This is a genomic window from Alkalihalobacillus sp. NPDC127517 (assembly GCF_050276055.1).
Classification (GTDB): domain Bacteria; phylum Bacillota; class Bacilli; order Bacillales; family Bacillaceae_D; genus Alkalicoccobacillus.
Map to the genome: position 1 here is coordinate 1 of NZ_JBNNQX010000025.1, position 21,750 is coordinate 21,750.

Sequence of the window (21,750 nt, forward strand, 5' to 3'; positions counted from 1 at the left end):
AGCCTCTTTGTTTTTTATTTGGTTCTAGGCTGTGGCTTACCAAGTAGGATCGGTACTCTTTTTAAGACAATGATACATGGAATCATTAATAACAAAGTGACAATGGTATAAAACAATGTCCACGGCAACGTGTTGGTTTCATTCATTTCAAAACCTAAGCCATAATAGACGCCTGCCTTCACAAGATTTAAAGCTGGGAAATGTAGAAGTAAAATCACGATAGAATACTGTCCTAAGAAAGACAGAACCTTTAGACGGTAAAGCTTCAGAGCGAGCAAAATGATCCCAATAGATCCTGCTACGCCTCCTAGGTAGAAGAACCAACTCTCTCCGTAAAGGTTTCCTCGCATATCCACCCTTTCCGAATTAAAGTGTTGAGCTACATACGTAATAAGGAATAATCCAGCAATGGACACGATTGTTTTTCTCCATGAAGGCTCATTCCAAACTTGTTTCGTCAGCGCCCCGATTCCATAGAAAACAACGGCGGTTAGAGCAACCAGAATACTCCAAGGCAGTTGATTCGCCTCAATATAGATCGAGCTTGCATACCCCAATACTCCACTTACTATTAGAAAATAGGGAATCCATTTTTCATTTGGACTGATTCGATGGATGAAGTAAAAGAGTAGCTCTACAACAAACAAACACGTTAAAAACCAAATGGCAGGATTATACGTAAGCTGGTAGTCGACGGGTGTGGAGATAAAGATCCCAGAAAACGGAACGATGGGATCTACTTCATCACCCGAAGTAAAGGGGAAGTGTCTTGTCACGTAAAACCAAAAAATGTACGTAAGGAACGAAAAGATAAAATAAGGAAAAAGTAATCCTCGTGCTTTTTTCCAAACGAAAGCACCTATCGATAAAGAAGAGGGCTTAAAGACAATCCCAGATAAATAAAAAAATAAGGGCATATGAAACGCAAACAAAAAACTCTTTACCGTATCATTTACTGGAGCATGACTGAAAACAACTAAAATAATACCGATTCCTTTTGCAACATCAATCCACTTTACTCGTTGGTTCATAGATAAGGCTCCTCTACTAGTGCGATGGAAGTCAAAGTATATCTAATAGGCTACCCTCAATTAGCAGAGTTGAAAACCGTTACAGAGAATGATGATAAATAATACATGGTGTTTCAAGATTATATGGTAAAATAGGTCTATAGTTGCAATCTAAACGTTTTGATCGTTACGATTAACTAACGATTTATTATAAATGTATTTCATATTGTTTCTGGGTACGTAAAGGAGAACGTCTAATGGAGCATTTTCATGGTTCGTACAGTCTACCTCTTGTTCTTTTATCATTTATTATTGCTACAGTTGCATCATATACAGCTCTTGACTTAGCTGAGCGAATCCGTAATGGAAGCGGCATTAAACGGTTTTTGTGGTTAGTAGGCGGTGCGATAACAATGGGCATTGGAATTTGGTCAATGCATTTCATCGGAATGCTAGCGTACTCGTTCCAGTTCCCTGTCTACTATCATGTAGGTACGGTTCTACTCTCGGTCATACTTGCCATTGGTGCATCGGCTATTGCATTATTGGTTGTCAGCGTAAGGGGAGAAAGGCATTCGTTTGTTTTGCTAGCAGGAGGTATATCCATGGCTGCAGCAATCTCAGGGATGCATTATGTTGGCATGGCTGCAGTGTCACTAGATATTACATACGATCTTGGTGTGGTTGCGCTCTCTATCGCTATAGCCGCTCTGGCATCGTTCGCAGCTTTGTGGCTTCTAATATCAATTGGTGGGACAAATCGGTTTTCTCTACTCATAAAGCTTGGTTGTGGTGTTGTTATGGCGATTGCCATAACGGGTATGCATTACACAGGAATGGCCGCTGCGTCATTTCAAATTGGAGATAAAATAGGCTCGGGGTTTATTAACCCTAGAGGCATTGCTTATTGGATTGCCGTCGGTACGCTTTTGTCTCTTGCTCTAACCATTGCAGGAATCATTTTAAATAAGCGTTTCATAGAAAAGGATAGTGACATTGCTCGCCATGAAAGCTGGTACAGGTCCCTGTATGAACATAATATGAATGGAATCATATCCGTTAGCTCAGATGGGACGATTCAACATGTAAATGACGCGGCACAGGAAATGATGGGGCTAGACGCATCGCACATTGTTGCAAAACAAGCTCGTGATATGGGTTTTATAGATGTATCTTCAGAGCTTGAGTTCCAACAATTCAGACGCAGAAAGTATGAAACATGGCTCACTCGTCCGGATCAGAGGACACTTTATCTTACTCTGATGCATGTTCCTGTTGTCGTTGAACAACAAGTTGTAGGAACCCATCTTATGATGAAAGATATAACCATACAAAAGCAGACTGAGAAGAAGATTAAACATTTGGCCTATCATGATGAACTAACTGGACTGCCAAATCGTCGCAAGTTTAATGATCTAATTGAAGAGGCTGTGAATGAGTGTAAGGAAAGTAATCACTCGTTTGCTGTTCTTACGCTTGATATTGACCGATTTAAAATGATTAATGACTCCTTAGGTCATATGTATGGAGATTTATTTTTACAAAAGGTTAGCAATCGAATTACGAAGCTTATAGATGGAGATGACATTATTCTATCTAGACTGGGCGGAGATGAATTCGTTCTGATCTACAAAAAAGAGCTGGGGGATCCATTGGAATCTTTTGCCGCTTGTATCTTAACATTGATTCAAAAGCCCTTTCACTTAAAAGAGCATGATTTCTATATCTCAGCAAGTATTGGTATTGCCATCTACCCTCAACATGGACGGAAAGCGGACGTGTTGCTTCGAAACGCTGATACTGCGTTATATGAGGTTAAAAGAAACATGAAAAATGGCTATCATATTTATACAGATGCGCTAAATGAACATCTGGAAGAAAAACTTACACTAGAATCTGACCTTAGAAAAGGGATCGCAGGTCAAGAGCTCGTTTTGCATTATCAACCAAAGTTCTCGATCGATGGCACAAAGGTTTTGGGACTGGAAGCACTTGTTAGGTGGCAACACCCCCAAAAAGGCTTGCTTTCACCAGGCGTATTCTTGCCTGTTGCTGAAGAAACTGGACTAATCTTTGACGTTGGTGCGTGGGTATTAAAGCGTGCATGCCTGCAGATGAAGCAATGGCAGGACACCGGCGGGCTGAAAATCCCGGTAGCTGTAAACATATCATCTCAGCAATTTCATCAATTAAACTTTGATGAGCATGTACGGTCCGTTCTTTACGAAACAGGATTAGAACCAAGGTTTCTAGAATTAGAGATTACTGAAAGTATGATGATGGATGTGAAAACATCGACCCAAACCCTTCAAAGACTAAGTGAGTTAGGTGTAAAGATCAGCTTAGACGACTTCGGTACAGGTTATAGTTCATTGAGCTATTTAAAGCAGTTTCCAATTAACCGACTAAAGATTGATCGATCCTTTATCTCTGAAATTTTAACTAGTGAGCATGATAAGGCGATCGTTTCTACAATCATTTCAATGGCCAAGCATTTAAAAATGGACGTAACAGCGGAGGGCATTGAAACAAAGGATCAGCTTGACTATTTAAAAACAAATGATCTAATGGAAATTCAAGGGTATTATTACAGTAAACCTCTTCCAACTGACAAAGTTGAAGCACTGTATATGAAGGCCGCTGTAAGTTAAATAGACATGAATTAAAACGGAACCGTACGACGAACACATTGCTATCATGTGTTCGTCTTTTTCATTTTACAAATGAAGTCGGGTTTCTTTCAATGAGACAAGGGTATAGACGGATACATACTCAGCATTCACAAACTGAAGGAGTGATTACATGAACGTATTTACAATAGAACTGGCAACGTCATGGATAGAACAAGCTAAAAAGGATTTGGCATCTGTAAGAGAATATCTTTCACTGATTGATCAGGATGTGGGAGATGGTGATCACGGAGAACATGTTGTGCGTGCATTTGAAAAGATTACTCCTCTAAGGGCAAGTTCCTTTATGACTTTACGAGAGGTTTTTGAATACACTGGTGATGTGTTAATGAAAGAAAAAGGTTCTTCTGCTGTACAACTATATGGAGTCGCTTTCAAAGAGATGGCTTTATCTTTTCATGGGAGTGAAGCCTCGCTAGATGAGTTTAGTCAGGCGATACGTGCTGCAGTAGAAAAGATGAAGGAAGTAGGTCAGACTAAACGCGGAGACAAGACATTAGTAGATGTGTGGGAAGCGATTGCTGAGCTGACAGAAAGAGAAACCAACCTCTCATCGATCAATTTTGAAGATAAAGCAAAAACGGTTTTAAAAGCGTCCAAGTACCTCTTAGCTCAAAAAGGAAAGGCAGCCGAATATGGTTCAGACTCTGTTGGGTTTTTAGACCCTGGAACCGTATCAAGCTACTATCTGTTTGATGCCTTAACCCATGTCTTAAGTGAAGCAGAAGCAAACGAACCAATCAGCCAAACGTCATAATTGAACACTGTCGGGGCTGGCACAAAATGAATAGACGAATAACGAAAGGCAAATGATGAGCGAATCATTTGTCTTTTTATGTTTTTATCAAACAAGCAGAGCGAGTATTCTCCGGGAGCGGAGTGTTATCACTGTCCATGGTCAACTTTACGATTTGGTACAGTCATTATTTTTTAACTTAAAAAAGTGATGAAGGTATGGGGTTCAGCTTTTATCACACACTAATACGTGATATAGTTTGTCGAATTACAAGGTACATAACGGAGTGAAGAGATGAAGAACACATCAGAAGTAAAGTATACACAACTAGCCATAACGCTGGCCATTGGAATCATCCTTTGGTTTATCCCTGCTCCTCAAGGGCTGGATCAACAAGCATGGCAGCTATTCTCTATCTTTGTAGCAACGATCATCGGACTTATCATTAAACCGATGCCCATGGGAAGTGTGGCTATTATTGGTTTATCAGCCGTTGTCCTCACTCAAACACTGGAAATCGGAGAAGCATTAAGTGGATTTCAAAATAAAACAATCTGGCTGATTGTCATCGCCTTCTTTATCTCAAGAGGATTCATCAAGACAGGTCTTGGTGCCAGAATTGCTTATTTGTTTGTTCGTCTGTTCGGGAAACGAACATTAGGTCTTTCTTATTCATTAATTGCAAGTGATCTCATGTTGTCTCCAGCAATGCCTTCCAATACGGCAAGGGCTGGTGGAATCATTATGCCAATTATACGTTCATTGTCTGAAGCATATGGTTCAAGAGTGGAGGATGGAACAGAGAGAAAAGTAGGCTCCTTTCTTATAAAGGCATCCTTCCAGGGGGATATGATTACGTCCGCGATGTTTTTAACGGCAATGGCTGCCAACCCACTTGCTGCACAAATTGCGGGAAGTATTACAGGTACAGAGATTACGTGGACAGGCTGGATGCTGGCCGCTATTGTTCCTGGCTTAGTTAGTTTGCTCATTATTCCTTATGTCATCTATAAGCTCTATCCGCCAGAGGTGAAGGAAACACCAGAAGCACCAAACATGGCTGTTGAAAAGTTAAAGGAAATGGGAGCCATTAAGCGAGACGAATGGTTTATGATTACTGTATTTATCGTTTTACTTGTTCTTTGGATTGCAGGAGGAAGCATCGGGATTGATGCAACCGTTGCAGCGTTCATCGGACTTGTCATATTGCTTGTTACACAAGTGTTGTCTTGGTCGGATATAAAGAAAGAAGAGGGAGCCTGGGATACTCTCGTTTGGTTCTCTGTTCTGGTCATGATGGCTGAGTATCTAAACAGTTTAGGGATGATCCCTTGGTTCAGCGATCTTATGCAGGGGGCCGTTCAAGGGCTTGGGTGGATGTACACACTTGTGATTCTAGCAGTCGTTTACTTCTATTCCCACTACTTCTTTGCGAGTAATACGGCTCATGTTAGTGCGATGTATGCTGCTTTCCTCTCTGTCATTGTGGCAGCTGGAGCGCCACCTGTTCTTTCAGCATTAGTTCTTGGGTTTTTCAGCAATCTGTTTGGTTGCACAACACACTATGGAAGCGGACCTGCTCCTGCCTTTTTTGGTGCAGGGTATGTGACTCAACAAAAATGGTGGTCACTCGGCTTTTTAATTTCAATCATTCATATTGTTGTATGGCTTGGAATCGGTGGGTTATGGTGGAAGGTTCTTGGCTTATGGTAGGAGATGGAAAGAGCCTTGGACAAAACATGTAAGTAGACCATAAAACATGAACATAGCAATTTATCCGCTACAGGAGAATCCCTCCACTTTTATTGTTTAAACATACGTATGGCGAATGATTCGATCGTTGAATCATTCGCCATTTTTAATTTGGGCGATCGTTTTGTCTTAGCCCCTTTCTTTGCTGAGCGTTGATACCCCGTTAGCATGTAGAAGCATTGGGATTCCGAGCAGTGCAAGGAGTGCTCCTCCCCAGAACATAGCTGATAATCCAACCAACTCTGCTATGGTTCCTGCAAGAATCGGACCTAAAAAAATACCAAGTGCGTAAAAGGATTGATAAAATCCCATGACAGACGTTCGTAATGAATCAACGGGTAAGCTAGCAATTTTCCCAAGTAATAAAGGGAAAAACAATCCTAGTGCCAGACCCAGAAGACCATGGACAAGACTTAAACTGATTAGTGAAGAAGTGAATGGTATGAGAACAAGGGAAATCCCTGTAGCTATAAGACAAATAAGTAAAATGAGCTTAGTGTGCCGCTCTTGTAATGGCAAAAAAGCAAGGCTTAAGGAAGCAATCGCATGTGGAACAAAAAACGCCATCACCAGCCAGACAAGTGTCCCTTCGTGAATTCCAATCGTGGCTGCATATATTGGGGTGAACCCAAATATGGTGATAAAGAGAATGCCATGGCCGATCATTGATAAACCAGTAATCGCAAAAAGAGAAGGGACTCGAATCGTTGCCATCACGTAACGTTTAAATGATGTACGCTCATCCTGTTGAATTTTTTCTTGTGGAACCACTTTTATCATACAAGACAAAAGAAGTCCAATTGCGGATGCTAGAACAGCAATCCAAAAGGGCAATGTCCACCCGAATGATTGAACAATGAAGCCGGCGAGTGCCATACTTACAAATTGAGGCATAACGGTTAGAAATTGTAGTGTACCCATGGCCCGAGAGGATTGTGTTCTGTCAAAATATTGGGCATAAAGAATGGTCGCCATCACCCACATTGAAGCCGTGATCCCGGCAAGCAATCTGGCCGTGAAAATGGCGAAAAAGGAATCAAACCACACAAGCAATAGTCCGCTTACGATTGCGACAGCGAATCCGCCAATATAGAGTTGTTTTCTGAGGCGATGAAGAATGTCGGAAAGAATGCCTAAAGGAAACCGTAACAGAACCTGTGTCACACCATAGCTCCCTAAAATGATTCCAATCGCAGAGTAGGTAAAATGTTTCGTTTCCAGATACAAACTAAAAGTCGGTACGTAAATATACGTAGCGAACCAAAAGCAAAACACTGTCGATAAAAACAACACATGATCTTTAAACGTGATCCTCACACTCTTTTGTTGAGTAGCCTCCATACTTTAGTCCCCCCGAGGTAATCTTAGATGTTCTTCTTTTTTATTTACCCTTATTAAACCTATTACATGTCGAGAGCGCTTGCAAGGAGCTTGCTTGAAGGGCTTTAAAGGCTCTACAATAAAAGAGTAGGACCAATCAGTTCAAGGAGGGGTTTACGATGACTCGATCACAAGATGTTATGAACCAGACTGAACAATTTGGTGCAAAGAATTATCACCCACTTCCAGTTGTGCTTTCAGAGGGAAAGGGCGTATGGGTGCGTGATCCTGAAGGGAACAAATACATGGATATGCTCAGTGCATATTCTGCGATGAATCATGGTCACTGTCATCCCAAAATCATTCAGGCCTTAAAGGATCAGGCAGAGAAAATTACATTAACATCACGAGCGTTTCATAATGACCAGTTAGGTGCCTTTTATTCAAAGGTAGCGGAACTCTCAGGCTGTGAGATGGTTCTTCCGATGAATACAGGCGCAGAAGCAGTAGAGACAGCTATTAAGGCTGCACGGAGATGGGCGTATGATGTAAAAGGCGTAGCGCAGGATCAAGCAGAAATCATTGTTTGTGAAGATAATTTTCACGGTCGAACGATGACGGCTGTTTCACTTTCTTCAAATGAGGAATATAAGCGAGGATTTGGACCGATGCTTCCTGGCATTAAAGTCGTCCCATACGGAGATGCCGATGCGTTAAAGGAAGCGATCACCAAGCAAACCGCTGCATTTTTAGTTGAACCGATTCAAGGAGAGGCGGGAGTCATCATTCCACCTGATGGGTATTTAGAGAAGGCCGCCGAGCTTTGCCATGACAATCAGATTCTCTTTATAGCTGATGAAATCCAATCTGGGTTGGGTCGTTCAGGGAAACGGTTTGCATGCGATTGGGCAAATGTTTCGCCGGACCTCTATATTTTGGGGAAAGCATTAGGTGGTGGAGTCATGCCAATCTCTGCTGTAGTGGGCAGCAAAGAAGTGCTTGGAGTATTTGACCCAGGTTCACATGGATCCACGTTTGGAGGCAATCCCTTAGCTAGTGCTGTGGCCATAGCTGCAATAGAGGTTCTTCATGAGGAAAAGCTTGTCGAAAAGTCCTTGGAGCTTGGAGAGTACTTGATGGAGAAGCTTAAGACCATTAAGAATCCCGCTATAAAAGAAATTAGAGGTAGAGGATTATTTATTGGAATCGAACTAACAGAGCCGGCCAGACCTTATTGTGAAAGGTTGAAAGAAAAAGGGTTACTTTGTAAAGAAACGCATATGAATGTTATTAGACTGGCTCCTCCTCTCGTGATTACAAAAGAAGAACTTGACTGGGCATTCCAACAGCTTTATTCAGTTTTACATCGTGCGAAATAGATAAATGAGAATGAGGTCGATCTTTCGGCCTTTTTTATATACATAATAGATTTGGAAAGTGAATCAAATATTCTGGAGTGGCGGAGCGATGCTTACGGGTGGATTTGTTCTTTTTTCCAACGATTAAATTCAATGAACTCATGAAATTGTTCTTTACTGATTCCTGATTCAATGGCTTTTTTTACTAACTGAACCCATTCCTTATCCAACCCATTTGAGTCGTTTGTCGCATCATTTCCATAGAGTAGCGTCTCAATTGGAACATTTAGGATGAGTGAAATTTTCTCTAAAAAATGAATCGATGGATTGGACTGAATGTTACGTTCAATGGAACTTAAATAGGATTTTGCTACGCCAGCATTTTCAGCTAGCTCTGACAAGGAAAGTCCTCGGTCTAATCTGCATTTTTTCACTTGTTTTCCAATCATGTGTGAGTCCCTCGCTTATACGTCTAATGTTAGTGGCTATTATAACAGCCTGAGTTTTGTTCTGTAAACAGAACATTTCACCCGACACTTGACAAGACAGTACCTTCACAATTGTTTTCCCAATCCATCATCGGATTGGTTTTATTCCAAAAATGGTAGTAAACCAAGTATCAATTAACATTGTTCGATATACCGAACGATGCTGATTCTAATAAGAACAAAGACTAAAAAAATCTTTAGATCTATCAGAATGGTATCGTATGTCTAAGAGAGAAAGTCATTGCAAGCACCAAGTGGGAGGGCTAAGATAAGGGAAGAAGAAAGAGGGCCAAAACGGGGAGTATTGGTTTGTCTCAAGAAGGAGTTACGTTTGATGGTACGTTGTAAAACGTTGTTTGATTTTATTGATCCTAAAGAGTATCGATTTGTTCAAGTATGTTCCGCGTGTGGACATCCACATTTCTCAAAAAGAGAAGAGCGCACAGAGTCTTGTCTAAACTGTTCAGGCAATGAATACAATGTGGTTCCATTTTTTAATCCTGCTGAGGACTATGCTTTAGATGCAGATTATTATGCGATTACGATGATGTACGCGTTGTGGAAGCAGGATGTCCATAAAAACAAAGTGGTTTATGATGATTTTTACCGCAAACCTCCTTTCATTCGCGGAGTGGGTGATTATCGGGGCGAATTAGGTGGATACGTTGCATTTGGTGGATTGGGTCATCTGATTTCGATGCTTGATCATCTTTATTTTAACGAGCAGGATATTGAGTATTTGCGTCAACAGCCTGAGGCTTTTGATGAAGCCTTTTTGGAAGAATTACGCACGTTACGCTTTAGTGGAGATCTTTATTCCATTGAAGAGGGGAATCTGGTTTTCCCTAATACACCTACTCTGCGTATTGAAGCACCCGTTTGGGAATGTATTTGGATTGAAGCGATGCTTTTAAACACAATTAATTCGGAGTCGTTATTACTGACTAAGGGTTCTCGGTTAGTGACAGTAACAGGCGGAGATGTGTTGCTTGAGATGGGGAAAAGACGTGCACAAGGAAGAGATTCAAGTGTGTATGGTGCTAAAATGGCTTATATCGCTGGATTTGATGCGACAAGCAACGTGAAAGCTGGAAAAGCATTTGATCTTCCTATTACGGGTACCATGGCACATGTCTATATTATGTTTCATGAAAGCGAGTATGAGGCATTCAAATCGTATGCAGACACATTTCCTGAGAAAGTCATTCTGTTACTCGACACAACGAATACGCTCGGAAGTGGACTTCCAAATGCCATTCGAATTGCAAAAGAAATGGAGCAACGAGGCCAGCGTCTTGTAGCCGTCCGTTTAGATAGCGGTGACTTGGCTTATTTATCTAAGAAAGTGCGCAAACGTTTAGACGCGGAAGGCCTCGAATATGTGAAAATTTCTGCAACAAATGATTTGGATGAAGCAACCATTGCCTCGTTAAAGCAACAAGGCGCCCAAATTGATATATGGGGAGTCGGTACTAAATTCATCACGGCCTATGATCATCCCGCACTTGGTGGCGTCCATAAAATTGTCGCTCGCAGCCCTTTCCAGCATGAACAAAAAGAGGATGGCGCGACCTATGAACAGGATGATTGGATTTCGTTAATTAAGATATCCGAAAGCATTGATAAAGTATTAAACCCAGGCCGTAAAAAGGTGTATCGTTTATATGATCATAATCATATGGCAAAAGGAGATTACATTTGCCTTGCGCACGAATCGCTTGAAGGCAAGGACGAAATTGTTTTAAAGCATCCAACAAATCCATTGAAGTCAAAAGTGATCCGCCACTTCACCTTCGAGGAGCTTCATAAGAAAATCTTTGAAAATGGTGAACTGGTTTATGCGAAGCCAACCCTTCGACACATTCGAGACTATCATCAATCAAGTAAAGCAACGTTTTGGGAAGAGTATTTACGCTTAGAGGTTCCTGAGGTATACCCAGTCGTTCTCTCAGATGAACTTAGAGAGCTTAAAGAACAAATGATAGCTGGCAAAAACACTAAATAAACTCATGAGGTGGCACCCTTGAAAATTGGAGTATATGGTTCTTCATTTGACCCAATCACGAATGTACATCTTTGGACAGCTTCAACGATATGTCATCGCAAAAAACTCGATAAGATCTTGTTTCTACCAGCGGCAAAGGAACGACGTGATAAAAGTCTTCAAGGCGGTGACGAGCATAGAACAGAGATGGTGAATCTGGCCATTGCTGATGACCCAAGATTCGAATTGTCTACGGAAGAAATGAATGCACCAATTGGACAGCAATACACATACTACACGATGCAACGGCTAAAGAAACAGTATCCAAACGATGAACTATACTTCGTGATGGGTGCTGATATTCTCGTAGATATTGGAAATGGAAGCTGGGTAAAGGGTGAAAAGCTAGTGGAAGAGCATCAGTTCATTGTGATGGCTCGTGATGGAATTGATATGCTAAAAACCATTTCAGCTTCCCCCTTACTTAGAAATGCAGACGATGGACGCTTCCACCTTGTTGATAAAGGACTCGCAATGGAAATCAGCTCAACCTACATTCGTCAAGAATTTAGTCGAGGCGGAGAACCAAGATACCTCCTACCAGAAATCTGCTATCAATATATTTTGAGGCATGGTTTGTATCAGGATAGTGAGTAGGTTGGGAATTAGGCAAAGTCTCTTAATTTAAGGTGAATTTGAAAGTTGAGTATAAAACATTTATCTCCTTTAGAGAGCATGAAATTCGCTCCCGAGATGGCAGGCACATCTCGCCGGGCAGGGTAGTTCAACCCTGCCCTTTTCTCCCTTCGGAGTCGGCCTGCCATCTCGTCCGCTAAGTATCTGCAGAAACGGTATAGTCCCTTCTAGCATCGATTAAATGAATAGGCTGGGGAAAATTAAAAAATGGATTAAGGAAGGCAAATGATCGATTGAGCGAATCATTTGCCGTTCGTGTTTTTATGGAACACTAATCGAAAAGATGTAAAATTCCTATGGTAGATAACATGCTCAAGACACTGTAGTAGCGGTACACACAAAAGAGGCTGAGACCGGTATGCGTATTTGTGAGTTTCACTTGGAACGGATATACTCCTATATTTTTTGTATTGCCCCTTCATATTCCTCTCCTCCTTTTCCATTCACTCCTTCATTTTTCTATAAAAGAATCCGATAAACACAAGTGAATGCCTTTAATTTGAAAAAGGAGAGCGTCCGGATGCGAACAAAAAAGAAAAAACAACAGAAAAAAGGCTTCAGTCTGCGGATGAAGCTAATTATTTCATATCTTTTAATCCTTATTGTTCCACCTCTAGTCATTGGATATTTCTCCTATCATAGTGCAAGAGACAATACGGAAACGATGATGATGGAAGATGCACAGGAAAATATTGAACTAATGGATGGAATGATTAATCAATACATACGGTCACAGTCACAGAACTTAAATATGCTCGTTGATGCGTTAGCCGATGATTCATTGGAAGACTCAGCAAACGAGACAGACGTAGCTGTTTTTTTAGAACAGTTTAACCTCTCTCAGGATGAAGTTGAACAGGTAGTGTTAGGGTTGGATAATGGTAACTTTGTGTATCAACCATCCTCTATTGAATATCCAGATTCGTTTGATGTCAGAGAACGTTCATGGTATCAGCAGGCTAAAGCGTCTAAGGGAGAGGTCTTCGTATCAGCTCCTTACACGTCACTTGCGACAAAAAAGGTTTCGGTTACATTAGCGAAGGCTTTAGAGAATGAAGCAGGCGTTGTGGCAATTGATTTGGAGCTAGATCAATTAACAGCGATGATTGAATCAAGCCATGTGGGAAAAGAGGGGTATTTATTTCTCTTAGATCGTAATCAGAGCTTTATCTCTCATCCAACCAACGATTTAGGAACCGTTGCACAAGAGGATTTCTTTGCAAGTATGTATCAATCAGAAGAGGGATCGTTCGCATATACGTATGATTCTGAAGAAAAGTATATGAGCTTCTTAACAAATGAACAAACTGGCTGGAAGCTTGCTGGGACATTTTTTATGGATGAAATTGATGATGCTGTAAATCCGATATGGCGGAGCACAATTACAGTCATTGTCATTACTTTAGTTCTCGGCTTAATTATGGCGTCTGGTATGGTTCTATCCATTGTGCAACCGATCCGTCGACTAACTAAGACAGCTGCACGTATTGGGACTGGTGACCTGAGTGAAAGCAATGAAAAGAGATATACCCGTCATGATGAGATTGGACAGCTTACCCAGTCGTTTGAGCAAATGCGCGTTTCCTTTCTTGGACTTCTACAAGGGGTACTGGATAAGTCTAATCAAGTCGCCGCTGCCTCTGAACAGTTACTAGCAAGCTCTCAGCAGAATACACAGGCTACTCAGCAGATTACAAAAGCGGTACAAGAGGTAGTAAGCGCGTCTGATGAGCAGTCGGAATCAATGAAAACAAGCACCAAAAAAGCGGACCAGCTCTATCAATCTGTTCTTCAAATTACAGATGAAACAAAGACCGCTAACCAGACAGCAAGTCAGGTGCAAGATGTGGTAGCTACAGGAAGTCAAGCGGTCAAGTCAAGTATGAACCAGATGAATATCATTAAAGAAACAAGTGTCGCAGTAGCAGAGCGTATTGGCGAGCTCGCTGATAGTTCAAAGGAAATCAATCAGGTCACATCACTCATTAAAGAAATCGCAGAACAAACCAACCTGCTTGCTTTAAATGCATCGATCGAGGCTGCACGAGCTGGAGAGCATGGAAAAGGCTTTGCGGTTGTTGCACAGGAGGTTCGAAAGCTTGCAGAGCAATCAGCAGCTGCCAGCGAACAAATTCACGAGATGATTCTATCGATTGAAAAGCAAGCAAACCAAGCAACCGATGCGATGCAGGTGGGCGGTTCAGAGGTAGACAACGGGATCAAAGTAGCAGAACAAGCGGACCATTCATTTGCTAGTATTGATCAACAGATGCGGAGCATGGTTGAGAAAATACATGTTGTAACAAACGAAGCAAATCATGTTTCAACAGGGGCAAAGGACTTTGCCAAAGTGTTTATGGAGCTTTCAGCAAGTACCGAGGAGACGACTCAGGAAATGCAAACCGTCTCTGCTTCCACAGAAGAGCAGCTAGCTTCTATGGAGGAGATTGCAAGCTCAGCAGAAAACCTGTCTGCCCTATCCGAAGAGCTTCAAAAGCTGGTTCAAGTATTTAAGTGGTAGACAAAAGATAGTTCAAACGGAAAAGACGAATGATCCCAATTTAAAAGGGGCATTCGTCTTTTCCGTTTTGTTTTCTACTTGAACTCTATTATCTGAATATTTTCTTTGGTATAGTGTGTTGAAGGGTTATCGTATGAAAGGTAGTAAAGACTTATGACATATAAAAAATCATCTAAAAGAAGCTATCGTCTGCAAACAGTCATTGTTGTACTAGTCTGTTCTGTTCTGGTGCTAGCTCTTTCTTTGGCAGGAATTCTAGTTGCATTGGATAATGCGAAAGCAACTAAGTCTTCGCTTGAGGACAAAGTGTGGACAATAGCCACTTCATTTGCCAGGTCACCAGTTGTCATAGAAGGGCTAGAGAATGAAGAGACACTTGAGCGACTGCAAGAATATACAGAGGAAGTTCGCAGTGAAACAAATGTAGAATATATCGTGGTTATAGATATGGATCGTATCCGCCTGACTCATCCTATATCTGAAAAAGTTGGAGAGCAGTTTGTAGGGAGTGATGAAGGACGGGCCTTTGAAGGAGAAACCTATTCATCGACCGCAGAGGGTACGCTTGGTGAAGCGCTCCGCACATTCATTCCTGTTTACAATGAACAAACTGGGGAACAAATAGGGGTGGTAGTGGTTGGGATCTTGACAGATCATATTAATGCAGCTGTGTATCGTAGTCAGCTCATGGTATGGATCGGCGGATTACTTGGCTTGTTAGCTGGATTAATAGGAGCTATTTTGCTTGCAAGAAAAATTAAACGATCGATGCAGAACCTTGAACCATTGGAAATTGTCGAGTTACTTGAAACAAGAGAAGCCATGCTATCCTCTGTTCAAGAGGGAATCATTGCAGTTGACGCAGAGGGTAAAATTATTCTATTAAATGATGCAGCTACAAGGATCTTAAAAAAAGCCGGAAAAGCAGACTCTATCTTAGATAAAGATATGAACGATGTTTTACCTGAGTTTGGGTTACAGGAAGTACTAAAAACAGATGCAATGGAGAGAAATAAACCCCTTACACTTCACGAGCTTGAACTCGTTGTTAATCGCGTTCCACTTCGTTCAAACGGGGAGAGATTAGGAGCGATGGTCACGTTTCAGGATAAAACAGAGTTAACACTAACCATTAATCAACTCTCTGGTGCAAGGTCCTATGCAGAAGCGTTAAAAGTTCATACGCATGAATTTATGAACAAGCTACACGTGGTTTCGGCAATGGTCCATACGGAGTCATACGGGGAGTTGCAAGAATACATTCGGACCATCTCAACTTACTATCAGGAGGATGTTGGTTGGGTTTCCAGACATGTGAATGATCCAGTATTGGTTGGGTATCTTCTTAATAAACTGAAGATGATAAAAGATGCGGGGATTGAAGTTCAACTTATGGGTGAGACTCCTTGGCCCGTGATCAAGGAATCAAAGCAGTTAAATGCTCTCATCACTGTAATAGGGAATAGCTTAGATAATGCTATGGAAGCTCTTAAAGAAAGTGAGCACTCAATCATTCATCTTACAATTGATTGCGCTGACTCCACAATTCTGTGGATGGTGAAGGATAATGGAGCCCCAATTAGTCAGGCGATGATAGATCGCTTGCTGGAAAAAGGAAGTTCGACAAAGGGTGAAGGAAGAGGCTACGGGTTGTATGTAATGAAGACATATGTAGAAGAAATAGATGGAGAGCTAAGTTTGACTGCAAATCATGATACAGGCGTTACACTAAAGGCAACATTGCCAATACAAGGAGAACGATATGATTAATGTGTTAATCATTGAGGATGATCCAATGGTCGCTAAATTTAATGGGATTTATCTTCAGCGAATACCTGGGTTTTCTTTAATTGGAACAGCTAGTACGTTAAAAGAAGCATGGTTATTCCTAGAACAAAATGATGTTCATTTAATTTTACTTGATCTTTATATTAGTCAGGAGAATGGTTTAGATTTGTTGACGGACTTACGTAATCAACAGCTAGAGACGGATGTAATTGTCGTAAGCTCAGCCAATGATCAAGCCTCTGTTCAAAAATCGTTACGATTCGGAGCTGTTGATTATTTAATGAAACCATTTGAATTTGAACGCTTTAAGGAAGCGTTGCAGCATTACGCCAAGCGGTTTAATCGATTACGGACAGAAGCATTGAAACAAGAAGAATTGGATCAATTATTTTTAGTGAAGAGCAATGAATATGATGGTGAGCAGGAGGAGCTACCAAAAGGAATTACAAAACAAACGTATCAGAAGGTTTTAAATGAAATTAATCGATTAAGTGGATGGTTTTCAACTGCAGAATTAGCAGAAGCTTCATCAATTTCCAGAGTCTCGCTCAGAAAATATCTTCGTTATCTAGAGGAACAAGGGTTAATAGATAGTAGTATGTCATATGAGGGCTCAGGGAGACCACTTAATCAATACAAACTAAGTACGAAAGGTAGTGAATTTATCTTATCACTTTTATCGGAGTGACTTACATAAGTTTCATAAGTGTAGTTATTAGTTTCTTTTAGTGGACGTCTAAAGAAAACTAATTCAAAATGAAGTAAACGCTTTCATTAGGGGGAATCAATAGATGAAAACTTTCACTCAAGGAATTTGGCAGAGCTTATGGCAGTCTCATAGGCAAACGAAGCGATTACTAAATGTGTTTTCCTATCAAAAGGATGCAACGGCTAGAAACGTAACAAGTCAACAGACGCAGGAAAGAACAGATAAAGCACCAAAGCAGGATCCAACTAAAGAGCCTGATGAAAAGCGACCTTATAAAACACCACAATTAATTGGACTTATTCTTGGCCCGCTACTTTTTTTATTTACGCTCTTATTCTTTCAACCAGATGGACTTTCATTTGAAGGGAAAGCTGTTTTAGCTGTTACTTTATGGGTTGCAACATGGTGGATTACAGAAGCTATTCCAATTCCAGCAACGTCTCTGCTACCGATTATTCTTCTTCCATTAACTGGAGCACTAGAATCTGACGCTGTAGCTTCTGCATATGGAAATGATATTATCTTTTTATTCTTAGGTGGATTTTTCATTGCAACAGCAATGGAGAAGTGGAACCTGCATAAGCGCATGGCACTATTGATTATTTCCTTAATAGGCACAAGTACTCAACGTATATTACTTGGCTTCATGGTTGCAACAGGATTTCTTTCAATGTGGGTTTCAAATACGGCAGCTGTTATGATGATGATTCCTATGGGACTTGCCATCACCGCACAGGTTGCTTCTGCCTTAAAAGGGAAACCAGAAGAGAAGGAGCTTCCCAAGTTTGAAAAAGCATTAATTTTTGGAATTGGCTATGCCGGAACGATTGGTGGACTTGGTACTTTAATTGGTACACCACCCAATATTATCTTAGCTGCTCAAGTAAGTACGCTTTTTGATGTGGAGATTTCGTTTGCATTATGGATGCTCTTTGCCGCCCCTGTAGTTGTTATTCTTTTATTTTTAAGTTGGCTTTATCTTGGTAGGTATGCATTTAAGATGAGCATTAAAGGTCTACCTGGTGGGCAAGAAGTGATTAAGAGAGAAAGACAAGCACTAGGACGTATTTCAACAGAAGAAACACTAGTCTTAATTGTCTTTTTAGTAACGGCATTTTTATGGGTAACAAGAGAACTAATCTGGACTGAACTTTTTCCTACTCTTGATTTAAAAGACGGAATGATTGCTATGTTTGCAACCGTTGTACTCTTCCTTCTTCCGGCTTCTAAAAAAGTAGGGTCTCGCATCTTAGAGTGGAAGGATTCTAAAGACATCCCGTGGGGTGTGTTATTACTCTTCGGTGGAGGACTAGCCATTGCAGCAGGCTTCACGTCCTCAGGCTTATCTGACTGGATGGGTGAACAGCTTAGAGTGCTAGACGGGCTTCATATTTTCTTAGTGATTGTTGCAGCAACCCTATTAATTATGGGGATGACGGAAATTACTTCCAATACAGCAACAGCTACAATGATTATGCCAATCGTTGCGGCACTTGCCTTAGCTATTAACGTGCATCCATATGCAATTATGGTTCCATGTGCGATGGCTGCAAACTGTGCTTTCATGCTGCCAGTTGGCACCCCGCCAAACGCAATTATTTTTGGTACCGGAAAGCTCAAGATTGTTGAGATGGTGCGAGTGGGGTTTGTTGTGAATCTTATCGCAACAGTACTTATTATTCTTGCTGTTTATTACTTACTTCCAGTGCTTTGGGATATTGACTTAACCATTTTCCCGGAATCGTTTAAGTAGGATCACTCATGATAATAGGCGACCAGATTTCTCTACTTAGAGTGATCTGGTCTTTTTTTTGCATGGAACGCTGGCAACAGTCTTCTCATTGTTTCATTTCCATATGGCTATGATACACTTATAAGTAAACGATACATTGAATTGAAAAGGAGCATGAGGATGACCAACGAAACCGTACAATACATCCAAGAAAATCGAGAGAAGCATTTGAAGGAGTTAATTGAATTTCTACGTATTCCGAGTATTAGCGCGTTATCAGATCACAAAGCAGACGTAAGAAAAGCTGCGGAATGGATGGTTGGTTCTCTTAAAGAAGCAGGACTTCCAACAGTTCAACTAATGGAAACACCTGGTCATCCGGTTGTATACGGAGAGTGGAGTCATCCGGACAATACACACACAATTCTTGTATATGGGCATTACGATGTACAGCCGGTTGATCCGGTAGAGCTGTGGGACAGCCCTCCTTTTGAGCCAGTTATCCAAGATGAAAAGCTTTATGCACGTGGTGCGAGTGATGATAAGGGCCAAACGTTTATGCATGTCAAAGCAGTAGAAGCCATGCTTAAAGTGAATGGTACATTACCGTTTAATGTTAAATTCCTTGTTGAGGGAGAAGAAGAAATCGGCAGTCCAAGCCTGGACGCATTTGTATCAGAACATAAAGACTTACTTGCGTCCGATATTCTAATGATCTCTGATACACCGATCCTCGGTAAAGGAAAGCCTGCTGTCTGCACCGGGTTACGTGGCTTATGTAGTCTCCAAGTCGATGTAAAAGGGGCAAAGGGTGACTTGCATTCAGGGTTGTATGGAGGAGCCGTCCAAAACTCGATCCATGCTCTAGTCCAATTACTTAGTACACTACGGGACGTGGAGGGGAAAATTCAAGTAGAAGGCTTCTACGATGGTGTGATTGAGCCGACTGAAGAAGAACGAGAAGGCTACAAGAAGCTTGGAAATTACGAGGAAGAACTTAAGTCAGAGCTGGGTGTGAATGAACTATTTGGAGAAGCTGGATACACAGCACGTGAACATACATGGGTGCGACCAACCTTAGAAGTGAACGGAATCTATGGAGGCTTTCAAGGAGAAGGTGTCAAGACAGTTATTCCATCTCTTGCCCATGCGAAAATCACTTGCCGACTTGTTCCGGGCCAAGATCCAGATACGATCTCTGAACTGATTGAGGACCATTTAAAAGCACATACTCCACCTGGGGTAACCGTAAACACAACTCGTTTTGATAAAGGAAAGCCGTTCCTGGCACCAACGGATCACCCAGCCTTTAAAACGGCAACGGATTCGTATGAAAAAGTGTACGGAGAACCAGCTTTGTTTACACGTATGGGTGGATCCATTCCTGTTGTGGAAACATTCGACCAAGTGCTCTCAATCCCCATCCTGTTAATGGGCTTCGGATTGCCAAGTGAGAACTTCCATGCACCGAACGAGCATTTTCATTTAGAGAATTATGACAAGGGCATTGAAACATTACTAACATTCTGGGACACACTTTCATTATAAACATCGTCACAAAAGATAGGAGATTACCATGACTACACAGACAGAGAAAAAAGAAATTAAACTAGTTGCATTGGATATTGATGGAACATTACTTAACTCTTCACACACTTTATCAAACGAAAATATCGAGGCAATTAAAGAAGCACAGGATAAAGGCGTATATGTTGTTCTAAGTACTGGACGTTCATTAATGACAACCAGTGAACACGCAGAAACATTAAAGCTTACATCCTATCTTGTCACTGTAAACGGGAGCGAGATTTGGGATCGAGACTTAAATCTCGTTGAACGAAATAAGCTGGATAGCCAGTTTGTTCAGAAAATGTGGGACCTTCGTAACGAACATGGTACACATGCTTGGGCTACGTCAGTGGACAAGGTATGGAGAAACGAAATGCCCGAGGATATCCACCAGTCCGAATGGCTGAAGTTTGGGTTTGATGTCATGGATGATGACACTAGACTTACCATTTTAAAAGAGCTTGAAGCCCATCCTGAGCTTGAGATTAGTAACTCAAGTCCAACAAACCTTGAAATTAATGCAGCAGGCGTAAATAAAGCGCAGGGACTAAAGAAAGTATGTGAGTTTCTTGGACTGACAATGGATCAAGTGATGGCTGTTGGCGATAGCTTAAATGATTTAGCTATGATTAAAGAGGCCGGTCTTGGTGTGGCAATGGGTAATGCTCAACCACTTGTGAAAGAGACAGCTAATTGGGTAACAACCACAAATGATGAAGCAGGAGTTGCTCATGCCATCAGAACGTGGGTACTCTCATAAGGCAGGTGACCCTCATGGAAAATGGTGTAATCGCAGACATAACACCTGAGGATGCAGTGGAAGTGATTCACTGGAAATACGAGGCACCCTATGACTTTTATAATATTCGAGCTCAGGCTGAAGCGATGCAGGAGTTTCTGATGAACCCTTATTATACCGTTCGGTGTGGAGGGCAGCTTGTTGGGATCTTTTGTATTGGTACATCTGCCCAGGTGCCTGAAGGTCGAGCAACGGGTATGTACGTGGAGCGGTTTATTGATTTAGGGCTTGGAATGGCGCCAAAGCAAACAGGTCAGGGAAGGGGACGTGAATTTCTCCTAAGAATCATCTCTTTTCTAAAAGAGACCTATCCGAATACTGGAGTGCGTTTGTCTGTCGCGACATTTAACCAACGGGCTATCAAGCTGTACGAATCGATTGGTTTTCATCGTGTCGCATCCTTCCCGGCAGAAGATGCCGACTTTATCATTATGACTCATCCCACACTTCTTGCAGTAGATGAAACAAATTAGTACGAGCCTGGGACATAACTAAAAATAAACGCAAAAATGGCGAATGATTCGCTCGTTGAATCATTCGCCATTTTTTTCATAAACGAGCGGGTGTGAACCCGACACTCCTACGGAAAAGTACGTGG

The 21,750-nt window shown here is 41.5% G+C and carries 16 protein-coding genes; 13 read left to right on the forward strand and 3 right to left on the reverse strand.

Translation table 11 applies throughout. The annotated features are described in order from the left end of the window. Positions 1-14 precede the first annotated feature (14 nt). Positions 15-1,031, reverse strand: a complete 1,017-nt coding sequence (locus ACQKKO_RS20520; RefSeq protein ID WP_498650445.1) for an acyltransferase family protein — start codon at positions 1,029-1,031, stop codon at positions 15-17. Between the two features lie 236 nt (positions 1,032-1,267). On the opposite strand from ACQKKO_RS20520, the gene ACQKKO_RS20525 reads away from it, so the two are divergent. The 3 genes from ACQKKO_RS20525 (at position 1,268) to ACQKKO_RS20535 (ending at position 6,149) form a co-directional block, all read left to right on the forward strand. Further along, a complete protein-coding gene (locus ACQKKO_RS20525) occupies positions 1,268-3,661 on the forward strand; it encodes a putative bifunctional diguanylate cyclase/phosphodiesterase (protein WP_498650447.1) in 2,394 nt (797 codons plus the stop codon). A gap of 151 nt (positions 3,662-3,812) precedes the next feature. Next, positions 3,813-4,457: a DAK2 domain-containing protein gene (locus tag ACQKKO_RS20530; RefSeq protein WP_498650449.1), complete on the forward strand. Its 645-nt coding sequence runs from the start codon at positions 3,813-3,815 to the stop codon at positions 4,455-4,457. A gap of 273 nt (positions 4,458-4,730) precedes the next feature. Next, positions 4,731-6,149 (forward strand): anion permease, encoded by a 1,419-nt coding sequence (locus tag ACQKKO_RS20535; RefSeq protein WP_498650451.1) that lies wholly within the window; start codon positions 4,731-4,733, stop codon positions 6,147-6,149. Between the two features lie 168 nt (positions 6,150-6,317). On the opposite strand, the gene ACQKKO_RS20540 is transcribed toward ACQKKO_RS20535, so the two are convergent. Then, positions 6,318-7,529, reverse strand: a complete 1,212-nt coding sequence (locus ACQKKO_RS20540) for an MFS transporter (RefSeq protein ID WP_498650453.1) — start codon at positions 7,527-7,529, stop codon at positions 6,318-6,320. Between the two features lie 158 nt (positions 7,530-7,687). On the opposite strand from ACQKKO_RS20540, the gene ACQKKO_RS20545 reads away from it, so the two are divergent. Then, a complete protein-coding gene (locus tag ACQKKO_RS20545; protein WP_498650455.1) occupies positions 7,688-8,887 on the forward strand; it encodes an ornithine--oxo-acid transaminase in 1,200 nt (399 codons plus the stop codon). 92 nt (positions 8,888-8,979) lie between these two features. Here the strand turns inward: ACQKKO_RS20545 and ACQKKO_RS20550 are convergent, their stop codons facing one another. Then, positions 8,980-9,315 (reverse strand): helix-turn-helix domain-containing protein, encoded by a 336-nt coding sequence (locus ACQKKO_RS20550; protein WP_498650457.1) that lies wholly within the window; start codon positions 9,313-9,315, stop codon positions 8,980-8,982. A gap of 373 nt (positions 9,316-9,688) precedes the next feature. Between ACQKKO_RS20550 and ACQKKO_RS20555 the strand changes: the two genes are divergently transcribed. The 9 genes from ACQKKO_RS20555 to ACQKKO_RS20595 all read left to right on the forward strand — a co-directional run bounded on the left by ACQKKO_RS20555 (position 9,689) and on the right by ACQKKO_RS20595 (position 21,625). Continuing rightward, positions 9,689-11,359: a nicotinate phosphoribosyltransferase gene (locus ACQKKO_RS20555; protein WP_498650459.1), complete on the forward strand. Its 1,671-nt coding sequence runs from the start codon at positions 9,689-9,691 to the stop codon at positions 11,357-11,359. A gap of 18 nt (positions 11,360-11,377) precedes the next feature. Continuing rightward, positions 11,378-11,995, forward strand: a complete 618-nt coding sequence (gene nadD / locus ACQKKO_RS20560; protein ID WP_498650461.1) for a nicotinate (nicotinamide) nucleotide adenylyltransferase — start codon at positions 11,378-11,380, stop codon at positions 11,993-11,995. Between the two features lie 559 nt (positions 11,996-12,554). After that, a complete protein-coding gene (locus ACQKKO_RS20565; protein WP_498650463.1) occupies positions 12,555-14,555 on the forward strand; it encodes a methyl-accepting chemotaxis protein in 2,001 nt (666 codons plus the stop codon). 153 nt (positions 14,556-14,708) lie between these two features. After that, positions 14,709-16,325 carry a DcuS/MalK family sensor histidine kinase gene (gene dcuS, locus ACQKKO_RS20570; protein ID WP_498650465.1) on the forward strand — a complete coding sequence of 539 codons (1,617 nt, stop codon included), beginning with the start codon at positions 14,709-14,711 and terminating at the stop codon, positions 16,323-16,325. Then, on the forward strand, positions 16,318-17,031 hold the full coding sequence (locus tag ACQKKO_RS20575) for a response regulator (RefSeq protein ID WP_498650467.1): 714 nt from the start codon (positions 16,318-16,320) through the stop codon (positions 17,029-17,031). The genes dcuS and ACQKKO_RS20575 overlap by 8 nt, the downstream gene beginning before the upstream one ends. A 103-nt stretch (positions 17,032-17,134) precedes the next feature. After that, entirely contained in the window at positions 17,135-18,805 is a 1,671-nt protein-coding gene (locus tag ACQKKO_RS20580) for an SLC13 family permease (RefSeq protein WP_498650469.1), read from the forward strand. A 159-nt stretch (positions 18,806-18,964) separates the two neighbouring features. Then, a complete protein-coding gene (locus ACQKKO_RS20585; protein WP_498650471.1) occupies positions 18,965-20,332 on the forward strand; it encodes a dipeptidase in 1,368 nt (455 codons plus the stop codon). A 28-nt stretch (positions 20,333-20,360) separates the two neighbouring features. Continuing rightward, the gene (locus tag ACQKKO_RS20590) at positions 20,361-21,113 is read left to right on the forward strand and encodes a Cof-type HAD-IIB family hydrolase (RefSeq protein ID WP_498650472.1); all 753 of its coding nucleotides are present in this window, start codon (positions 20,361-20,363) and stop codon (positions 21,111-21,113) included. A gap of 14 nt (positions 21,114-21,127) precedes the next feature. After that, the gene (locus ACQKKO_RS20595; RefSeq protein ID WP_498650474.1) at positions 21,128-21,625 is read left to right on the forward strand and encodes a GNAT family N-acetyltransferase; all 498 of its coding nucleotides are present in this window, start codon (positions 21,128-21,130) and stop codon (positions 21,623-21,625) included. Positions 21,626-21,750: the final 125 nt, after the last annotated feature.